We start from the raw sequence: 19,386 nt of genomic DNA on the forward strand, positions 1-19,386 counted from the left end.
ATGAATTCGGAGGTGGTGGTGATCGGCGGCGGTCAGGCAGGACTGGCCGCCGGTTACTACCTGCGACGAGCCGGGCTGGACTTCGTCATCCTCGACGACCAGACGCATGCGGGAGGCTCCTGGCAGGACTACTGGCCGTCGCTGCACCTGTTCTCGCCTGCCGAGTACTCGCGACTCCCCGGTTGGCCGATGCCTCGGTGGACGAGCGGGTTCCCTCCGGCATCGCACGTCGTGGACTACCTGCGGGCATACGAGAAGAAGTACGAGTTGCCGGTGCGCAGGCCCGTCGAGGTGAAGTCGGTGCATCGTACGACCGACGGCTATCGAGTCGATACCGACGGTGACTCCTTCTGCGCCACAACGATCGTCAATGCCACCGGGACGTGGTCACGACCGTTCTGGCCGAGCTACCCGGGCATGCGCGAGTTCGGCGGGACCCAGCTGCATGCCGCTGACTACCGTGTGCCCGATTCCTTCGCAGGCAAGCGCGTGGGCATCGTCGGTGGAGGGAACTCGGCTGCGCAGATTCTGGCCGAGATCTCCACTGTCGCCGACACCACGTGGTTCACCAACCGCGAGCCGAGGTTTCTCCCCGACGATGTGGACGGCCGAGTGTTGTTCGATGTCGCCAGCGATCGAGCTCGCGCTCTTGCTGCGGGCGAGGCGGATTCCGGCGGGGTCGCCGGTCTGGGAGACATCGTGATGGTCCCGCCGGTGCGAGAGGCTCGCGATCGTGGAGTTCTGCATGCCAGGCCGATGTTCACCGCGCTCACCTCCGACGGTGTCACCGACGGGCACACCACAGAGCGGCTGGATGCGATCGTCTGGTGCACCGGGTTCCGCCCTGCTCTCCGTCACCTGCGGCCACTGCACCTGCACGCCGACGGGTCAGGAATCGTGTTGGACGGCAACCATGTTCGAGGTGAACCGAGCCTGATTCTTCCCGGCTACGGCGACTGGACCGGCCCGGCGTCGGCAACGCTCATCGGTGTCGGCCGCACAGCGCGTGCAGCCGTGGACACCATCGTCAACAGCAGAAAGGTGGATCAGTCATGAACACGTACCCCGTAGTGGTGGTCGGCGCAGGGCCCATCGGTCTCGCCGCCGCGGCGCATCTGACCGAAACCGGTTCCCGGGTAGTCGTTCTCGAACGCGGAAAGTTTGCCGGATCGGCAGTGTCCGAGTGGAATCACGTTCGACTGTTCTCCCCGTGGTCCGAGGTCGTCGACCCCGCGGCCGTCCGGCTGCTCGAATCCACCGGCTGGACCGCGCCGGACGGTGACACCTACGCCACCGGACGCGAATGGGTGGAGCGGTATCTCGCGCCCCTGGCCGCCGTTCTCGGCGATGTGGTCCGAACCGACTCCGAGGTGGTCGGCGTAGCTCGCCGCGGACGCGACCGGGTGGTCGACGCCGGCCGCGACACCGAGCCGCTGTCGGTGCACATCCGCCACTCCGACGGTAGCGAGGAACGCATCCTCGCCCGCGCGGTCGTCGACGCGTCCGGCACCTGGGGATCACCCAATCCACTGGGCAGCGAGGGACTTCCGGCCATCGGCGAGAAGACCGCCGCAGACCGGATCGACTACCGTGTTCCCGACCTGACCGACCCGGCCACTCGATCCACGTTCGCAGGCAAGCACATCGTCATCGCCGGCAGCGGCCATTCCGCGCTGACCGCGATCATCACCCTCGGCGAACTCGCGGCAGAGGAACCGGGAACGACGCTCACCTGGGCCGTGCGCCGAGGCGTCACCGCAGACGTGTTCGGCGGCGGCGAAGCCGACGAACTCGCTGCTCGCGGCGCTCTGGGGCAACGCGCCAAGAAGGCGGTCGACGACGGATTCCTCACCGTGGTCTCGGGCTTCCGCACCGAAACGGTTGCAGTGGAGGGTGATCGGCTCGCCCTGATCGGTGACACCGAGTCGCGCATCGAGAACGTCGACCGCGTCGTCGCGCTGACCGGGTTCCGCCCGGATCTGTCCTGGCTGTCCGAGGTTCGTCTCGACCTCGACCCCACCCTGCAGGCACCGAAGTTCGTCGCCGAGTTGGTGGATCCGAACCTGCATTCGTGTGGATCGGTGTCACCGCACGGAGTCGAAGAACTCACCCAACCCGAGCCCGGCTTCTACCTGGTGGGCATGAAGAGCTACGGCCGTGCACCGACATTCCTGGCGATGACCGGATACGAGCAGGTTCGCAGCATCGCGGCCGAACTCGCCGGCGACCACGAGGGCGCACGAAAGGTCGAGCTGACGCTTCCCGACACCGGAGTCTGCGGCGGCGCGGGCCTGTTCGACGAGCCCGACGCCCCGTCGAGCGGCGGTTGCTGCGGTGCCCCTGCTGCGCCGGAGTTGATCACTCTCGGCGCACCGTCGCGTGACTGACTCTGCGGCGGTGGATTCGGCGTTGCCCCTGGAAATTTCGCACCCGGGGCGACGCCGAATCCTGTCGGTTCTGTGCGTCACGGAGATCACCAGCTGGGGAATTCTGTACTACGCCTTCCCCGTTCTGTCGCCTGCGATCTCCGCGGATACCGGATGGTCGACGACGTCGATCGTGGCCGCGTTCTCGATCGGCCAGTTCGTTGCAGCATTGGTCGGAGTTCCCGTCGGTCGCATCCTGGACCGCCGCGGACCGCGCTGGGTGATGAGCGCAGGGTCGATTCTCGCGATACCCGCGCTGGTTCTCATCGCGACGTCCCCGACACTTCCGCTGTTCTTTCTCGGATGGTTCGTGGCCGGTATCGCCATGGGGGCGGTGCTGTATCCCCCTGCGTTCGCTGCACTGACACGGTGGTGGGGCACCGACCGCGTCCGAGCCCTGATGATCCTCACTCTGGCCGCGGGACTGGCCAGTACGGTCTTCGCTCCGCTGACGGCGATCCTGTCGAGCCACTCCGATTGGCGTCGAACGTATCTCGTACTCGCAGTCGTCCTTCTGATCGTCACCGTTCCCGCGCACTCGATCGGGTTGCGCGGACAGTGGCCGTCGACGGGTGAGTCCGGGCACGCGCGAGCAGTACCTGCTGCACAGACCGTCCGTAGTCGTCCGTTCGTCATGCTCACCGCAGCGATGAGCGTCACCGGCTTCGTCGCGTTCGCCGGAATCTTCAATCTGGTTCCGCTGCTGATCGAACACGGTGCCGATACCGCTCTCGCGGCAACGGCTCTCGGTCTCGGCGGAGCCGGGCAGGTGCTCGGCCGCATCGGTTACCTTCCGTTGCAACGCTTCGCCGGTACCCGAACCAGGACCGTAGGGATCATCGCCGCAACTGCCCTGTCGACCATCCTGCTCGGCGTCGCCACCTCGGTCGTGGCGCTGATCGCCGTCGCGATCGGTGCCGGACTCGCGCGCGGACTGTTCACACTCGTCCAGGCCACCGCCATCACCGATCGCTGGGGTCCGAGCCAGTACGGGCATCTGAGCGGCATCATGTCTGCGCCGATCGTCATCGCGATGGCCTCGGCCCCCTGGGCCGGTGCCGTGCTCGCCGAATGGACCGGAAGCTACTCGGGTGCGTACGTGATTCTCGGCCTTCTGGCGCTGACCGCCGTCGGGCTGGCTGCGCTGAGCATGCCGAACACCGACCGTCAGCCGAAGGCCTGATACCCCAGCCACCCGGCGAGACCGAGCCCCAGAATCCCGACCGCAATACGCAGAATGATCGGCGAGATCACCTTGACCGTCGGTGGCCCGCAGGCACCGCCGGCGAAGCAACCGATCGCCAGCGCGAGCGCAGCCCACCAATTCACCTGACCGGAGAACGAAAAGATGATCGCGGCAATCAGGTTCGCGATACCGAGGAAGAAGCTCTTCAGAACGCTTGCGCGCCAGAACGTATCCGCCGTGCAGATCAATGCCAGCGCGAGGAAGATGACCCCGGCCCCGGCCCCGAAGTAGCCGCCGTAGATCGCGACCGCGAACAGCGCCAGCGGATAGAGCGTCGGAAACTGCCTACCTCCGGACAACTTTCGGATACTCGGCTGCAGCAGTAGCGCGATGGCTGCCATAGCGACCAGGAACGGCACGACCACCTCGAACGAACCGTCCGGCGTGTTGAGCAGCAGAATCGCACCCGTGGTGCCGCCCAGCGCCGAGTAGATCGCGTAGCGAACCAACTGCTTACCGTCCTTGGCCAGCTCGGCCGAGGAGCTCACCGTCGCTCCGACACCGGCCGCGACCAACGCAACAGTGTTCGTCACGTTCGCCGATACCGCAGGCAAACCCACTGCGAGCAGAGCAGGGTAGGACACGAGCGATGCGAGCCCGGTGACGAACCCGATGAGCCCGGCGAAGAACCCGGCCACCACCAGAAGTCCGAAATCGAGCACAGTCACCGAATGAAACTACCGCGCCTAACTATCTGGCCTGAACCTCAGGCTCATTCGACGGGGTTCGCCATCTCCTGCAGCAACCGGCTCGTCATCCGCACTGCCTGGTCTCCACCGTCCGCGTCCTCGATGTACACCGCGAATGCGACGTCACCACTGGTGGCGAGGACGAAGCGATCGTCGCCACTGTCCCCGGCGAATCCCTGCACACCGTCGAACGTGTCGAGACCGCTACTGCTCGACGAGTCGGCGAGTATGCCGCGCAACCGGTTTACCGCATCCGATCCCATTGCCTTGGACTCTCGATCGGCGACTGCGGTCTGCCCGGCGACGATCGCCGGAGTCGGAGCGCTGCCCCGAGAGATCGCGGCTGCCATCTGCGCGAGTCCGAACGGAGTCACGGTCGCCTCGTCACCGGAGGCAGTCGACACGGTCCTGATGCCGTCGATCGCACTGCGGCTGGCGGCGGGAGATCCTGTGTGGGCGTCGAGTCCCGGCATCGAGTAGTTGATACCGAGACCCAAGCCGGCAGCTGCGTCTTCGGCACTGTCGTCGCCGCGATCGGACTGCACGGCCCGCACGAGCTCCGACGCGGTGCCTGCCGGGTAGGAGCCCCCGAACACCACGTCGCCCTGCTCGTTGGCGTAACTGTTCTGTGCCGCAGCGAGAATCGCGCCGGTCGAGGTGGACACGGCGACGATCGACGCCGACGATCCCGCCATGACGACTGCATTCTCGGCTGCCAACTGGATGCGCGGATCGAGTGTCGCGTGCAGGTCCGGCCCGCCCGGTCCTTGGAATCCGACGCGGCGTTCGCCCGTTCCGTCGACGGTGTAGGTGTCGACGGCCCAGCCTGCGGTGGCGTCGCGTCCTTCCTGCCATGCGGCGCGCAGCGAATCCAGCACGGGAGAGGTGATCCGACGATCGTCGACGATCAGTTTGGGTTGCGGCGAGACCACGACGCCCGGCACGGCGCGCAGGTCGTCTTCGAGGACGGCGAAGTCGTCGTCACGCAAGGTCACGGCGGTGATCGGTGCGCCGCCCGCCGAATTCAGTTCGGCCAGCATCGATTCGGAGGTGATGAGCGGGGCGACGACGTCGATGACGTCCGCTAGTTGCGCCGTGGACGTGGCCGGATCGCTCATCTGCGCCGGGTCGAGGGAGATGGCGTTGATGGTGCGCTCGCTCATCAGCACGTTGTTCGCGGCGTCGAAGATCAGCGGCGGGGCGGCGTCGGTCCGGGTGTAGCGGACCGATCCGCCCGAGGTGAGGTCGGGGACGAGGGTGGCCGGATCCCACGCGATGCGCCAACCCACGCTGAGCTTCTTGGTCGAGCCCTGTGCGCTGTACTTCCAGTCCTTGCCCTCACCGAAGTTCCAGGCGGACGCAAGGGTGAAGAATCCACTCTCGTCCGAGAGGTCCATGTACTGGGTCAGGTCGAAGTCACCGGTGGACGTGCCACCGGCCGACAAGCCGTCGAACATCTGGTTCAGCGCGGCCGTCGCGGCGTTCGGGTAGGTCGTCATCGCGGCAGCGGCCGCGACATCGCGGTTGTCCAGGGCGTCGACGAACTTCGAGACCAGCACCTCGGCCTCGCTCGGCGGGCGATCGACCATCCAGAACACTGCCGAGACCGTCAACGTCGCCGATGCTGCGACGGCGACGAGGTAGCGACCGCGGGCCTTGCGCGGGCCACGACGGGCACGACTCATAGAACTCATGAGTCACAATATTCACTGTAGTCACACGAGTAACAAGCACGGGATTCAAACGAGCCGGTCACGATTGAGACTCGGCCGCAGCCGATTCACCGCAGAAAACGACCCGCAGCCTCGATGGCCGGGCTCGAACTGCCCGCGTCGTTCACGAACACCGCGAACGCGAGATCGCCCGAGATCCCGACGAACCAACCGTGGGCGCCTTCGTTGTTGGCACCGAACTCCGCGGTGCCGGTCTTGCCGAGCAACCCGGGGATGTCATTGAGCGCCGTCGCGGTGCCGCCGGTGATCGTCTCGCGCATCATGGTCTTGATCTGCTCGGTGACCTGCGGGTTCACCGCTGCCGGCTGCATGTCACCCACGCCCGGCTCTCCGACGACGACCGTCGGCGGCAGCAATCCGTTGTTCGCGATCGACGACGCGACCAGCGCCATTCCGAACGGCGACGCGGTCACCTGCCCCTGACCGATGGCGGACTCGACGCGCTGCGCCGGGGTGTCGGCCGACGGGACCGAGCCGGTGACGGTCGTCAGACCGGGGGTGACGTAGTCGACGCCGAGGCCGTACTGCGCGGCCGCGTCGGTCAGTCCGTTCGGCGGGAGTGCCACACCGAGGCGGCCCATCGTCGTGTTGCAGGACTTGGCGAAGGCGGTGTGGAGTGGCACGTCGCCGAGATCGAAGTTGTCGTCGTTCGGGATCTGCCTGCCTTCGATGTTCTCCGTCGCCGGGCACGGCAGCACGGTATCGGGGGTGACGGCACCGGACTGCAGTGCAGCCGAGGTGGTCACCGTCTTGAACGTCGACCCCGGCGGGTACAGGCCGGTCAGCGCGATCGGGCCCTCGGCATCGGCGGCGGCATTCTGCGCCACTGCCAGAACCGCCCCCGTCGACGGCCGAAGCGCGACGATGGCCGCCTGCTGCGGCAGCGAAGCAAGGGCATTCTCGGCTTTGAGTTGCAGTGCCGAATCCAGGGTGGTCGCAATATCGTCGCCGGTTCCGGCATCGCGTCCCGCCAGCGGAGTGACGGTGCCGTCCGCTGCAACAGCCTGTACAGCCCATCCACGATTGGCCACCTGCTCCTGCTCCCACAGCGTCGTGAGGTCGTTGAGGACCGGCGACACGAGGTTGCGGTCGGTGGCGAGCAACCGCGTCTGCGGGGCCAGGGTGACTCCGGGGATCGTAGCGAGCTGAGCACCGATGGGGTCGATGTCCGCCTGACGAAGCAACACGATGGTGGCCGAATTACCCTGCGCTGCAGCCACAGTCGAGGTGACGTACTCGGCGGTGATACCCGGGACGACGGATCCGACGAGGTTCGCGACAGCCACGGGATCGGCCGTCGCATCGACGTTGACCAGGGTGACCACCTGCTGCGACATCAGCTCGACGCCGTTGCCGTCGAAGATGCGCGGCGCGACGAGCGCGTCGGTCGGAGTGAAGCGCACCGACGAGTCGGCCGTCAGGCCCGGCACCAACATCGCTGGGTCCCAGGTGATCTTCCAACCCTGCTCGGTCTCCGCCGCGGTCGCAGAGGTCGTGTAGTTCCATTCCTTCGGCTCGCCGTCGGGTTCGGCGGTGCCGTCGGTGGTCGTCGAAAAGCGCCAACCGGCATTCAACGTGAACGTGCCGGTATCGGCGTTGGCGTCGGTGGCCTCGAAATCGGGAGTTGCCGTCACCGTTCCGCCTGCCGAAAGCCCGTCGTACAGCTCGGTGAGGGCTGCCGTCGCGCCGGCCGGATCGGTGGTCAACGCAGCCGCTTGGTCGATGTTCGCACTGTTGACCGCGGCGGCGAACTGCTCGGCGACAGTCTGCGGCTGATCGGGCCCACTCTGACCGCAGGCGGCGAGCACCAATGCCAGTACGGACACGATCGCGGCCAGAGTCGTGGGTCTTCTCGAAGTGCGCACGGGGTCGATCATGCCTCGAGCGAGTCCTGGCGGAGTCCAAGAGTTGACCAAGACCTTCCGCGCACCGTGATCGAGCACTGTTCCTTCGACTCACCAGGACCCTTCATGTTCGCAACACCGAAAAGTGCGGCTGTCCGCCGCGCCACCCTGGCCGTCGTCTGTGTGACGACGGCAATGCTCATGCTCGACATCGCGGTGGTCAACACCGCCCTACCCTCCATCGCAGCCGACCTGAATTCCGGCGTCAGCGCCCTGAAATGGGTCGTCGACGCCTACACCCTCGCCTTGGCGACCGTGGTTCTCAGCGCCGGCTCGTGGGCCGATCGCCGCGGGCGGAAACGGGTCTTCCTCATCGGCATCGTCACGTTCACCGTCACATCGTTGTCGTGCGCGCTCGCGCCGAACATCGTGATTCTCGATATCGCTCGCGCCGTGCAAGGAATCGGCGGTGCGTTGCTCTTCGCCTGCTCGCTCGCGCTGCTCGCCGACGTGTTCGAGAAGGGACCGGCCCGGGCGTCTGCGCTGGCCGCCTACGGTGCCACGATCGGTGGGTCCTTCGCTGTCGGTCCCCTCGTCGGCGGCGTACTGACCGAGGTGTTCCATTGGCGCGCAGTCTTCTTGATCAACATCCCCATCGGACTACTGACACTCGCCGCGACCCTGCGGTGGGTCCCCGAATCCCGCGATCCCCGGCCCCGCGGAGCAGACCTGCCCGGGCAAGTACTGGTGTCGCTCGGCCTCGCAGGCCTGGTCTACGGTCTGCTGCACGGCAACGAAGCAGGCTGGACCGAGCCGTCCACTCTGCTCGCGCTCGGCGTCGCTGCAGTCTCGCTCGTCGCGTTCTGCCTGCACGAGGTGAACACACCCGACCCGATGTTGCCACCACACCTGCTCGCCAACCGTGCGTTCGCCGGGGCCCAGATCGCCGCATTCGCCATCTCTGCATCCCTGTTCGCGGTGTTCGTCTACACCACCGTCTACCTGCAGAACGTGCAGCATCTATCCCCGATCGAGGCCGGTCTGGTGTACCTGCCCGCGACGGTGGCGATGTTCGTCGTAGCAGGACTGACCGCAAAACTGGACGGTCGCATTCCGGTAACACTCTCGTTGACCGTCTCGCTGATCCTCGTCTCCGTCGGCCTGCTGATGATGACCGTCGTGGACATCGACGGTTCGCCGCTGGCGTTGATCCCGGGATTCGTGGTCGCGTGCATCGGTGCCGGGGTGTTCAACCCCGTCATGAGCGGACTCGTTCTGGGCGAAGGCACAGCCCACCACTCCGGCTTGGCCGCAGGCATCAACGACGCGTTCCGGCAGAGCGGAATCGCCGTCGGAGTCGCCGGACTCGGCGCGTTTCTCCCCGCTGAGTCGATGCTGCCCGGCGGTTCACCGATCGAGCTGGTGCACGGGCTGCACGCGGCATTGTTCGTCGCCGCACTGATCGCCGCGGTCGGTGCACTCGTCTGCGTGACGACGTTGCAGCACACCACCCGGCCGGACGCCATGACGTCCACTTCGAGTCCGGCAGAGGTGGCGGCATGACCGTTCTTGCTGACGCGATCGAGCATCGGTACTTACACTGACGCCGAACAGCACGTGGGGAGGGGGCTCGCGCATGATCTACCGATTGCTCGGCCCCCTGGAGGTGACGCGGCCCGACGGCCGTCCGATCGATCTCGGACCGCGTAAGCAGCGAGCCGTACTTGCTGCACTCCTGGCCGACAACGGGCGGGTGGTGTCCACCGATCGGCTGATCGACGTGCTGTGGCAGGGCAATGCCCCGTCCGGCGCCATGGCGAGTCTGCAGGCGTACATCTCGAATCTGCGACGAGCTCTGCGCGTCGACCCTGCCGCGGCGTCGGTCATCGTCCGGCAACCACCGGGCTACGTGCTCGACCTCGATGATCAATACATCGACCGGGCCGTATTCCTCACGGAGGCGGAATCGGCGAGGCAGCACGTTCGGGCAGCGCAGTGGGAGCAAGCCCTGACCAACGCAGATCGTGCGCTGGCCAGGGTTCGCGGGCCGTTCCTCGAAGATCTTCGCGACGAACACTGGGTGGAAGTGGAGGCGGCTGCATTCGAGGAAGTCCGCACGGAGTGCCGCGAAACCCGCATCACTGCTCTGTTGGCCGCAGGACGTGTGGCACCGGCTCTGGTCGACGCCGCCGCGCTGTGCCACGAATACCCGCTGCGTGATCGCACGTGCTGGCTCCGCATGCTCGCGTTGCACCGAGCCGGACGCTCCACCGAAGCACTTCAGGCATACCGCGATCACTCCGCGCGGTTGGACGACGAACTCGGATTGGACGTAGGCACCGAACTCGCGTCCCTCCACACCGCGATTCTGCGTCACGATCCGGGTCTGGCGGCGTGGCCGCGACAGCCGGGATGGTCGGGGGCCGAGCGGCTGTCGATCCCGGCATCGCCGGCGGGGCCGCCGGAGTCCGCCGCGATGGAGCCGGAATCCACGCTGATCGGACGGACTTCGGAGTCCGAACTGATCGCCGGGATGCTCGACCGGGTTCGCGGCGGCGAGAGTCGCTGGCTCGTGCTGACCGGTCCCGCCGGAATCGGCAAGACACGCCTCGCCGAGGAGTGCGACAGCCGCACCCTCGCCGCCGCCGGCCGGTCACTGTGGGCCAGATGTCTGGAGGACGACGGCACCCCAGCCTGGTGGCCGATTCGACAACTGTTGCGCCAGTTGGGGGTCGACGCCGAGAGTGTCCTCCTCCCACCCGCCCACGTGGAACCGGACGAGGCGAGATTCGCCGTCTACGAGCGAGTCACCGCAGCCATCGAGGACTCGGTGGCGGGATTCGGGTCGGGTGTGACGACGTTGGTCGTCGATGACGTCCAGTGGGCAGACACGACCTCTCTGAGATGTCTGATGCATCTGGTCGCAGCGCTGCACCGGCACCCGGTGTGGTTCGTTCTGACGTTGCGCGAGAACGAGACCGGACCCGAGGTACGCAAGCTGGTCGAGACGGTGCTCCACGCAGCGGGGAACCGCCACCTCACGGTCACCCCGCTCGGCCCCATGGAGGTCGACGCACTGGCCCGGCGCGTCGCGGGCGAAGATCTCGATGCCGACGAAATTCACCGCCTCGCCGAGCGCACCGGCGGAAACCCACTGTTCGTGTCCGAGTACGCGAGACTACCCCGAGACGATCGCCGGGACGGTGAGATTCCCTCTGCCGTGCGGTCGGTACTCGACCGCCGCCTCCACGCAGTGGAACCAGCCGTACTGCAGGTACTTCGGGTTGCAGCGGTGATCGGAGACGCCCTCGACGTCGGCCTGCTCGCTGCGGCGACCGGGCTGACCGTCGATACCCTGGTCGACTACCTAGACGACGCCGCAGACGAGCGCATCATCGTCGCCGATCCCGCCGGAGGTGGCTGCGTCTTTGCCCACGGTCTGTTGAGAGACGCAGTGCTGGCGGCTATTCCGGCATTGCGTAGGCAACGTATCCATGCGTCGGTTGCCGAGGCACTGATCGATTCCCACGATGCCGACCGATCGAGCAAGCGCGCGCAACATCTGATGGCCGCACTGCCGATCGTCGACCCTCGAAGCGCACTCTCCGCCTGTACCGATGCCGCCCGTGAAGCGACCGAACGGTGGAGTTCGGAAACAGCAGCACGATGGTGGGATGGTGCGGTCCAGGCATTCGATCTCCTCCCTGCCTCGGAACAGGTGCCCGACGACCGCGACGACCTACTGGTCGCACGCGTCGAAGCACTCGCTCGGGCCGGGCGCGGTCAAACCGTCCTCGACGTCGTCGACGAATGCCTGCTCGACGCCGTGCGTCAGGGTCGAACATCGACTGTCGGACGGTTGGCCGCAGCCCTCCTGCGCGCCGCCGGCGCATGGCCGTGGGTGTCCTACGGCCGCGACCCTGCGCCGTTGCTCGGCAGACTGGCCGGCATGGAGCAGTTCGTCGAATCGGACACGGCCGCTCATGCGCGTGTACTGGCGGCAACCGCCGTCGGATTCTGCTACCACCCGGACTCGTCCGTTCCCGACGCGCTGAGCCGTCGAGCACTCGATATTGCCTCGGCAACAGGCGACTTCGAGGTTGTCGCCGATGCTCTGCTTGCTCGGATCCTGCTGTTCTCCGGTGTGGCTCAGCGCAGCGAGGAGTCCCTCGGGCTGATTCGCGAGTTGTTCACGCTGCCGCATCGCCATTCTCCTTTCGACAACGTCATCGCCCATGCGGTTGCGAGCATGACCGAGATGAATCTGGGCGATGTCGAGAACGCCACCGATCACCTGCGACGCGGAATCGCCGGGTGCGATCTACTGCGCCTACCGGTTGTTCGCGTTCAATTGCGCTGGATGGAAGCAACATTGGCAGCCTGGCACGGAAACTTCGACGAGTGCCGTCGCCAGTACGACACCGCCCGTCAGATCCATCTGCAGACCGAGTTGTACACCGCAGGCAGTGCCGGGCTGGCGATGAACGCACTGGAGTGGGAGTGCGGCAATCTGGCCACCGCCGAACCGGGGATCGTCGAACCGCAATCGTGGAAGATAGCGATCGACGCAGCCAACAGCAGGAAAGCAGAAGCGACACAATCCATATCGAACTGGTTGACGGAGTCTCGGCCACCGACGTGGACGACACTCGGCCACACGACCCTCTTGGCTCGCGTCGTCGCGGATCTCGAATTGGTCCAGTACGCCGAACAATTCGTGGAGTTGCTCCAGCCCTTCACCGACCGCATCGCGACGGTGGGTCATGTCGGCTCCATCGGTTCGGTCGCAGAGGCGTCGGCCAGGCTCCACGCAGTGCTGGGCCGCAGCGACCGCGCCGCCGAGTTGCTCGATCGAGCCGAGGCACTGGCCAGCCGAACCTCGAGCCGCCCGACCCTGCTCCGGTGTCGGTTGCTCAGAGCCCAACTGCAACCACCGTCGAGGGCCCGCGAGCAGACCCTGACCGAGGTGCTCGCCGAGGCACGACGGACCGGCATGCTCGGGCTGGCTGCACAGTTCAAGAATTCTCCAAGCGCGGTGGGTAATTCTCGTCCTCGTTGAAACACTCGACGAGAAATGGATTCCATCATGGCTTTTCACTCCCCTACGATCCACGCCGATCTGAACTCGCTGCGCAGCGAACTGACCGGCTCGCTCGCGCTACCCGGCGAGCCGGGCTACGAACTCGCGACGCCCTGGAACGTCGCCGTACCCGTGCGACCGCTCGCGGTGGTCGAGGTACACGACGCACGCGATGTGGTGAGCACGGTTCGGTATGCCGCCCGCACCGGCATGCGCGTCGCTGTCGGCAGAACCGGACACGGCGCAGTCCCGATCGAGGGCGACGTCCTGTTCGTCCACACCGGGCACCTGAACAGCTGCGTCGTGGACGCAGACACCCGGACAGCTCAGCTCGGTGCCGGTGTGATCTGGCAGGACGTCGTCGACGCCGCCGCGCCACACGGCCTGGCTCCATTGTGCGGATCGTCCACCGCCGTCGGGGTGGTCGGCTTCCTCACCGGTGCCGGCATCGGCCCGCTGGTGCGCACGTTCGGTCTGTCCTCGGATCACGTCCGAGCGTTCGAGCTCGTCACCGGAGAGGGTGACATCCTGCGTGTCACGGCCGATCAGCATGCAGAACTCTTCTGGGGACTGCGCGGCGGAAAGTCCACGCTCGGCATCGTCACCTCGGTCGAGATCGACCTGATGCAGCTCTCGCACTTCTACGGCGGTGCACTGTATTTCGCCGGTTCCGATGCCGCCGCTGTCGCCCACGCCTGGCTGGATCTGTGCACCGACCTCCCCGAGCACACGTCGACCTCGATGGCCCTACTGCAGCTGCCGTCGCTGCCGCAGGTTCCACCACCTCTTGCCGGTCGCTTCACCGTGGCGATTCGGTTCGCCAGTGTCGCGGGCCCGAAGGAGGCAGAAGCGCTCCTGACCCCGGTTCGAGGCGTCGCCACGCCCGTCATCGATGCGGTGGGCATGCTGCCGTACGCGGCGATCGGGGCCGTGCACGCCGATCCGGTCGATCCTATGCCGAGCCACGAATTCAGCTGTTTGACCGAGCAATTGACTCATGACGCGATCGACGAGTTGCTCGCCGTCGCAGGCCCGGAGTCGGGGTCACCGCAGACGGTCGTGGAAGCTCGCCTGCTCGGCGGTGTGCTCGCCCGCGAACCCCGGCACCGCAGCGCGTTCTGCCATCGGAATGCGGCATTCACCCTCTTCACGACCGGCGTGCCGGCGCACGGGGCAGAAGTCGAGCCCGTTCTTTCGCATGCGGAGCTCGTCGCTCAGGCGATGTCGCCATGGTCGACCGGAGGATCGCTGCCCAATTTCGCGTCCAGTGGCGATCCGGAGCGCATCTCGAGGATGTACGACGAGGACACCGCACACTGGCTGGGCGCCCTCGCCGAAGAGCACGATCCTGCGGGTGTGTTGCGCGTCGGACCAGTCGTACGCGACATCGGTGGCGCACCTGCCGAAGGAGGTGTAATCATGTAATTACGATTACTTCGCACATAGGAGTCCTCATGAAACCCAACGGACGCTCGTTCGGCCGCCCCGGCGGCTGGCAGCACGCAGACATTCCGGACGCCACCGACGCCGCCGACTGGTTCGGTGGCCGACTCCCGGACACTTGGTTCGACGGCGCCGCCTCGGTCGAGGTCGACCGAGAGGAGATCGTCGTCGTAGGAAAATTGCCTGCAGAGCCGGACAGTTCACCGGCCACCAACGAGGGTCGCATCGCACGGTTCCGAGAAACGACCCGCGGCGACCGCATGCAGATCGCCGCCGAGGCCGAGAAGCGATACGGACGCAAGGTCGCCTGGGGTGTGAGAACCGGATCCGACGTGGTCCTGTTCACCCACCTCGCGGTACCGGTCATGACCCGCCTGCGTCAGCCCGAGCGTCGCGTCCTGGACACCCTCGTCGACGCCGGCGTCGCTCGCTCCCGCGCGGACGCCCTCGCGTGGGCCGTCAAGCTGGTCGGAGAACACACCCAGGAGTGGTTGGACGAGCTCCGCGGCGCCATGGAGACGGTCGACGATCTGCGCAAGAAGGGCCCGACGATCTAATTCGATTGCGCGCTCGCGGGGTTCGGGGTTAGCGTGGGTCCTGCCCTGTTGCCCACAGATTCGGAGAGGCCATTGCTCTTCCAAAGGTACTAGACGCCTGCAGATCGTCCGCATGCACACCTTTGGAGCGCCCATGCCTCATTCATCCTCCCTTTCTGTCTCGAACCTGACGTTCTCCTGGCCCGACGGCGACCCCGTGTTCGACGCCTTGTCGGCCATCTTTACCAGCGGCACAACAGGTCTCGTCGGTTCCAACGGTGCGGGGAAGTCGACCTTACTGAGGTTGCTCGCCGGGGAATTGGTACCGCAACGAGGTTCCATCACGATGCCGGGCGTCTTGGGCTACCTGCGACAGGACATCACACTGGACCCCGATCTACCCGTGGATCGGGTACTGGCCATCGATTCGGTGCGAGAAGCATTGCATCGCATCGAATCCGGTTCCGCCGACGAGGAAGACTTCGCAATCGTCGGGTCGGCCTGGGACATCGAGGAGCGCGCTCTGGCGTTGCTGGACAAGCTCGGCCTCGGCAGCGTCGTCGGGTCCCTCGACGACCTGGATCGCCGAATCGGCACCCTGTCGGGCGGCGAGGCCACGCTGCTCGCTCTCACCGCGGAGCTACTGGCCGAGCCCGACGTACTACTGCTGGACGAACCGACCAACAACCTCGATCGGGTTGCGCGACAACGGTTGCACACAGCGGTCGACGGGTATTCGGGTGTGCTGATCGTGTGCACTCACGACCTCGAACTGCTCGAACGCGTCGACTCCATCGCCGAGGTGCGGGCAGAGCGCAGTGGAGTCTCGCGGCTGCGCATGTTCGGCGGCAACTACCGGCACTATCGCTCGGTGATCGACGCCGAACAGGAGGCGGCGCGGGCAACGGTCCGCGACGCGAAGAACGACGTCCGCAAGCAGGAACGCGAATTGATCGACACCCGAATCAAACTTGACCGCCGTCTGCGGTACGGCAAGAAGATGGAAGAGCAGAAGCGCGAACCCAAGATCATCATGGGTGCGCGAAAACGCGCCGCTCAGGAATCGGCCGGAAAGCTACGCGGTACCCACACCGATCGCGTCGACGACGCCAGATCGTCGCTCTCGGCCGCCGAGGACCTCGTGCGCGACGACCGCGAGATACGCGTCGACCTCCCGGCAACGAGAGTTCATCCCGGACAGGTCGTTCTGACCCACGAGGAGCTCACTGTCGTCGGTCCCGAACGCATCGCTCTGGTCGGGCCGAACGGCAGCGGCAAGACCACACTGCTACGGGCTCTGGACGCCACCGGAGCCGAGGTGCCGTGGAAGTACCTACCGCAGCGACTCGACATCTTCGACGAGGCTCGCACCGTCGCCGACAACGTCGCAGACGTCGCGCCACAGGCCACCGCCGAACGGATTCGAGGCCAACTCGCGCGCTTCCTGTTCCGCGGATCCGACGCCGACGCCGTCGTCGCGACCCTCTCCGGAGGAGAGCGACTGCGCGCCGCACTGGCACGAATTCTGCTGGCAGAGCCGGCTCCGAAACTACTGATGCTCGACGAGCCGACCAACAACCTCGACATCACCAGCCGACAACACCTCATCGACGCACTCGAGACATTCGAAGGTGCACTGATCGTCGCAAGCCACGACCGACCGTTCCTCGACGCCATCGGCCCGACCCGCACCATCGACCTCACCCCGACCGCAGAGTCACCCGAAGAAGCGCCCACCCGTGAGGAGTCAATGTGACGTTCAGTGGCCTTTTCGGGGGTCAATGTCACATTGAGTGGACTCGAGAGGCAAGAATCGCGGGGTGGAGTACGCCTCGAATGCAGACGATGGGACACGGATTGCGTACACGGTGGTGGGGTCGGGCCCACCCCTGTTGATGGTGCACGGCAGTTTTCTGACGCATACGATCTGGCGGACGTTCGGGTATGTGAAGGCGCTGCGCGGGAGTCGGCGGTTGATTCTGATCGACAGTCGCGGGCACGGTCGCAGCGACAAGCCCCATACTCCCGACGCGTATGCGATGAGCATCATCGTCGGCGATCTGACTGCGGTGCTCGACGCAGTGGGTGTCGACACCGTCGACTATCTCGGCTATTCGTTCGGGGCCCGGGCGGGCTTGGCGTTGACCGGGGCGAGGCCCGAACGAGTGCGATCACTGGCCGTGGGCGGCGGTAGTCACGGCGCTCAGGCCGGAGCGTTCGATCGCCTGTTCTTCCCGGGATGCGCGGATGTGTTGGAGCACAGTGGCATGGACGGGTTCCTCGAGGCGTGGAACGACCACCGCATGTTTCCGATCGATCCCGGTACGCGAGCGGTGTTCTCCGCCAACGACGCTCAGGCCATGGCTGCGTACATCCGAGCCAATGATGCCGATCCCGGCCTACCCGACGAGACGTTGCAGCACTTCGCCCAGCCGTCGCTGTTCTACGTCGGCTCGCAGGACGGCACCCGGCTCGACGACACGCGCGCTGCCGCAGCGTTGGTACCGAACTCCGAATTGCATGTCATCCGCGGATTCGATCATGCGACGACGATGGCGGCCTCCGCAGAAGTGCTCGGCGTCCTCGAACGGTTCTGGGGCAGGTGACCTGAGCGTCCACAATTCGCCTCGAGAATCGGGATCCCGTCTCCGCAGGCAAATTGTGGACAGTCACATCACCTCTTCAGCGCAGGAAACTGGTCGTCGCGCCACTCGGTCTCCAGCGGACCCACGGCCGCATCCTCACGAGCGCGCAATTCCACACGGCGAATCTTGCCGGAGATCGTTTTCGGTAGCTCGAAGAATTCGATGCGGCGCACGCGCAGGAACGGAGCCAGGTGCTCGCGTGCGTATTTCAAGATCTCGAATGCGGTGTCCTCGTTGGGTTCCCAGCCCGACGCCAATGCCACGTATGCCTTGGGAACGGCCAGTCGCGTCTCGTCCGGGGCCGGCACCACCGCGGCCTCGGCAACGGCGGGGTGTTCGATGAGCACGCTTTCGAGCTCGAACGGGGAGATCTTGTAATCCGAGGCCTTGAACACGTCATCGGTGCGGCCGACGTAGGTGATGTAGCCCTCGGAGTCCCGTGATGCGACGTCGCCGGTGTGGTAGTAACCGTCGGCCATGACGGCGGCATTGCGTTCGGGGTCACCGAGGTAGCCGGTCATCAGGTTGAACGGGTGCTGGGCCAGGTCGAGGCAGATTTCGCCCTCGTCGGCGAGTTCGCCGGTGGTGGGGTCGACGATCACCACCGGAACGCCCGGCAACGGCCTACCCATGGAGCCGGACTTGAGTACCGCACCGGGCGTGTTGGCCACCAGTGCAGTGGTTTCCGTCTGCCCGAACCCGTCGCGGATACTCAGGCCCCACTCCTGCTGGACCCGCGAGATCACCTCGGGATTGAGCGGTTCACCGGCTCCGATCGCCTCGCGGAGCGCGCCGCCGCCGCCGGCGAGATCGGCCTGAATCAGCATGCGCCACACGGTCGGTGGTGCGCAGAACGTCGTCACCTCGGCGCGCCGGATCTGCTCGAGCAGTGCTTTCGCGTCGAACTTGCCGTAGTTGTAGATGAAGATGGTCGCCTCGGCGATCCACGGGGCGAAGAAGCAACTCCACGCGTGCTTGGCCCACCCCGGGGAGCTGATGTTCAGGTGCACATCTCCCGGGCGCAGCCCGAGGAAGTACATGGTGCTCAGATGCCCTACGGGGTAGGAGATCTGAGTATGCTCGACGAGTTTGGGCTTGCTGGTGGTGCCGGAGGTGAAGTACATCAGCAGTCGGTCGGTGGGAGCGGTCATCGACTCGAACGATCGAGCTTCGACATCACGGGCCCCGGAATAGTCGACCCAACCGTCGGAGGCGGAGGTGGCGATACGCAGGTAGTCACCGGGGACGTCGTCGAATTTGCCGGTGTCCGAGGGGTTCACGATCACTGCTCGCGCATTGCCGCGTACCACGCGGTCGGTCAGGTCCGAGGATCCGATGGCCGTGGTGGTCGGCATCAACACAGCGCCCAGCTTCATGACCGCGAGCATCGCTTCCCACAACTCCACCTGATTGCCGAGCATCAGGATCACCGAGTCACCGCGGCCGATTCCCTGCTGTTCGAGCCACCGGGCAACCTGGTCGGAGCGACGAGCGATGTCGTCGAAGCTGTACTTGGCCTCGCTGCCGTCCTCCTCGACTATCCACAGCGCGGTGCCGTCGTTGCCTCGTGCGATCGCGTCGAACCAATCGATCGCCCAGTTGAACGTCTCACCGAACGACGGCCACTCGAAAGTGTCGACGGCGCGGTCGTACTCGCCGTAGGCGTCGAGGAGTAGATCGCGAGCGTTCCTGAATGCCGTGTATGCCGATTCGGCCATGTTTCCTCCTACGCCTGTGATGCCCA

At 65.9% G+C, this 19,386-nt stretch carries 13 protein-coding genes; 9 read left to right on the forward strand and 4 right to left on the reverse strand.

All coding sequences use genetic code 11. The features are described 5' to 3' along the window. The 3 genes from NY08_RS15360 to NY08_RS15370 are packed head-to-tail and all read left to right on the forward strand — an operon-like array spanning position 1 to position 3,609. Entirely contained in the window at positions 1-1,056 is a 1,056-nt protein-coding gene (locus tag NY08_RS15360) for an ArsO family NAD(P)H-dependent flavin-containing monooxygenase (RefSeq protein ID WP_082073830.1), read from the forward strand. Further along, positions 1,053-2,387, forward strand: coding sequence for an FAD-dependent oxidoreductase (locus tag NY08_RS15365; RefSeq protein WP_045197305.1), 1,335 nt, complete (start codon positions 1,053-1,055; stop codon positions 2,385-2,387). The genes NY08_RS15360 and NY08_RS15365 overlap by 4 nt, the downstream gene beginning before the upstream one ends. Beyond that, a complete protein-coding gene (locus tag NY08_RS15370) occupies positions 2,380-3,609 on the forward strand; it encodes an MFS transporter (protein ID WP_082073831.1) in 1,230 nt (409 codons plus the stop codon). The genes NY08_RS15365 and NY08_RS15370 overlap by 8 nt, the downstream gene beginning before the upstream one ends. Here the strand turns inward: NY08_RS15370 and NY08_RS15375 are convergent. The 3 genes from NY08_RS15375 to NY08_RS15385 form a co-directional block, all read right to left on the reverse strand. Then, a complete protein-coding gene (locus NY08_RS15375; protein ID WP_032396677.1) occupies positions 3,594-4,340 on the reverse strand; it encodes a sulfite exporter TauE/SafE family protein in 747 nt (248 codons plus the stop codon). The two genes, NY08_RS15370 and NY08_RS15375, sit on opposite strands and share 16 nt — an antisense overlap. A 44-nt stretch (positions 4,341-4,384) precedes the next feature. Next, the gene (locus NY08_RS15380) at positions 4,385-6,046 is read right to left on the reverse strand and encodes an NTF2-like N-terminal transpeptidase domain-containing protein (protein WP_200893222.1); all 1,662 of its coding nucleotides are present in this window, start codon (positions 6,044-6,046) and stop codon (positions 4,385-4,387) included. 95 nt (positions 6,047-6,141) lie between these two features. Then, the gene (locus tag NY08_RS15385; RefSeq protein WP_045200533.1) at positions 6,142-7,971 is read right to left on the reverse strand and encodes a penicillin-binding transpeptidase domain-containing protein; all 1,830 of its coding nucleotides are present in this window, start codon (positions 7,969-7,971) and stop codon (positions 6,142-6,144) included. Positions 7,972-8,064: 93 nt separating this feature from the next. Here NY08_RS15385 and NY08_RS15390 point away from each other — a divergent pair, with 93 nt between their 5' ends. The 6 genes from NY08_RS15390 to NY08_RS15415 all read left to right on the forward strand — a co-directional run bounded on the left by NY08_RS15390 (position 8,065) and on the right by NY08_RS15415 (position 17,603). Beyond that, a complete protein-coding gene (locus NY08_RS15390; protein ID WP_045197307.1) occupies positions 8,065-9,501 on the forward strand; it encodes an MFS transporter in 1,437 nt (478 codons plus the stop codon). Between the two features lie 73 nt (positions 9,502-9,574). Further along, entirely contained in the window at positions 9,575-12,997 is a 3,423-nt protein-coding gene (locus NY08_RS15395) for a BTAD domain-containing putative transcriptional regulator (RefSeq protein ID WP_144407378.1), read from the forward strand. Between the two features lie 27 nt (positions 12,998-13,024). Next, on the forward strand, positions 13,025-14,443 hold the full coding sequence (locus NY08_RS15400) for an FAD-binding oxidoreductase (protein ID WP_045200537.1): 1,419 nt from the start codon (positions 13,025-13,027) through the stop codon (positions 14,441-14,443). A 29-nt stretch (positions 14,444-14,472) separates the two neighbouring features. Then, a complete protein-coding gene (locus tag NY08_RS15405; RefSeq protein ID WP_045197309.1) occupies positions 14,473-15,018 on the forward strand; it encodes a hypothetical protein in 546 nt (181 codons plus the stop codon). A gap of 133 nt (positions 15,019-15,151) precedes the next feature. Next, a complete protein-coding gene (locus tag NY08_RS15410; RefSeq protein WP_045197310.1) occupies positions 15,152-16,753 on the forward strand; it encodes an ABC-F family ATP-binding cassette domain-containing protein in 1,602 nt (533 codons plus the stop codon). A gap of 37 nt (positions 16,754-16,790) precedes the next feature. Next, positions 16,791-17,603 (forward strand): alpha/beta fold hydrolase, encoded by an 813-nt coding sequence (locus NY08_RS15415; protein ID WP_442970757.1) that lies wholly within the window; start codon positions 16,791-16,793, stop codon positions 17,601-17,603. A gap of 68 nt (positions 17,604-17,671) precedes the next feature. Here the strand turns inward: NY08_RS15415 and NY08_RS15420 are convergent, their stop codons facing one another. Beyond that, entirely contained in the window at positions 17,672-19,360 is a 1,689-nt protein-coding gene (locus NY08_RS15420) for an AMP-binding protein (RefSeq protein ID WP_045200539.1), read from the reverse strand. Positions 19,361-19,386 lie beyond the last annotated feature (26 nt).

This window comes from Rhodococcus sp. B7740 (genome assembly GCF_000954115.1).
Classification (GTDB): Bacteria; Actinomycetota; Actinomycetes; order Mycobacteriales; family Mycobacteriaceae; genus Rhodococcoides.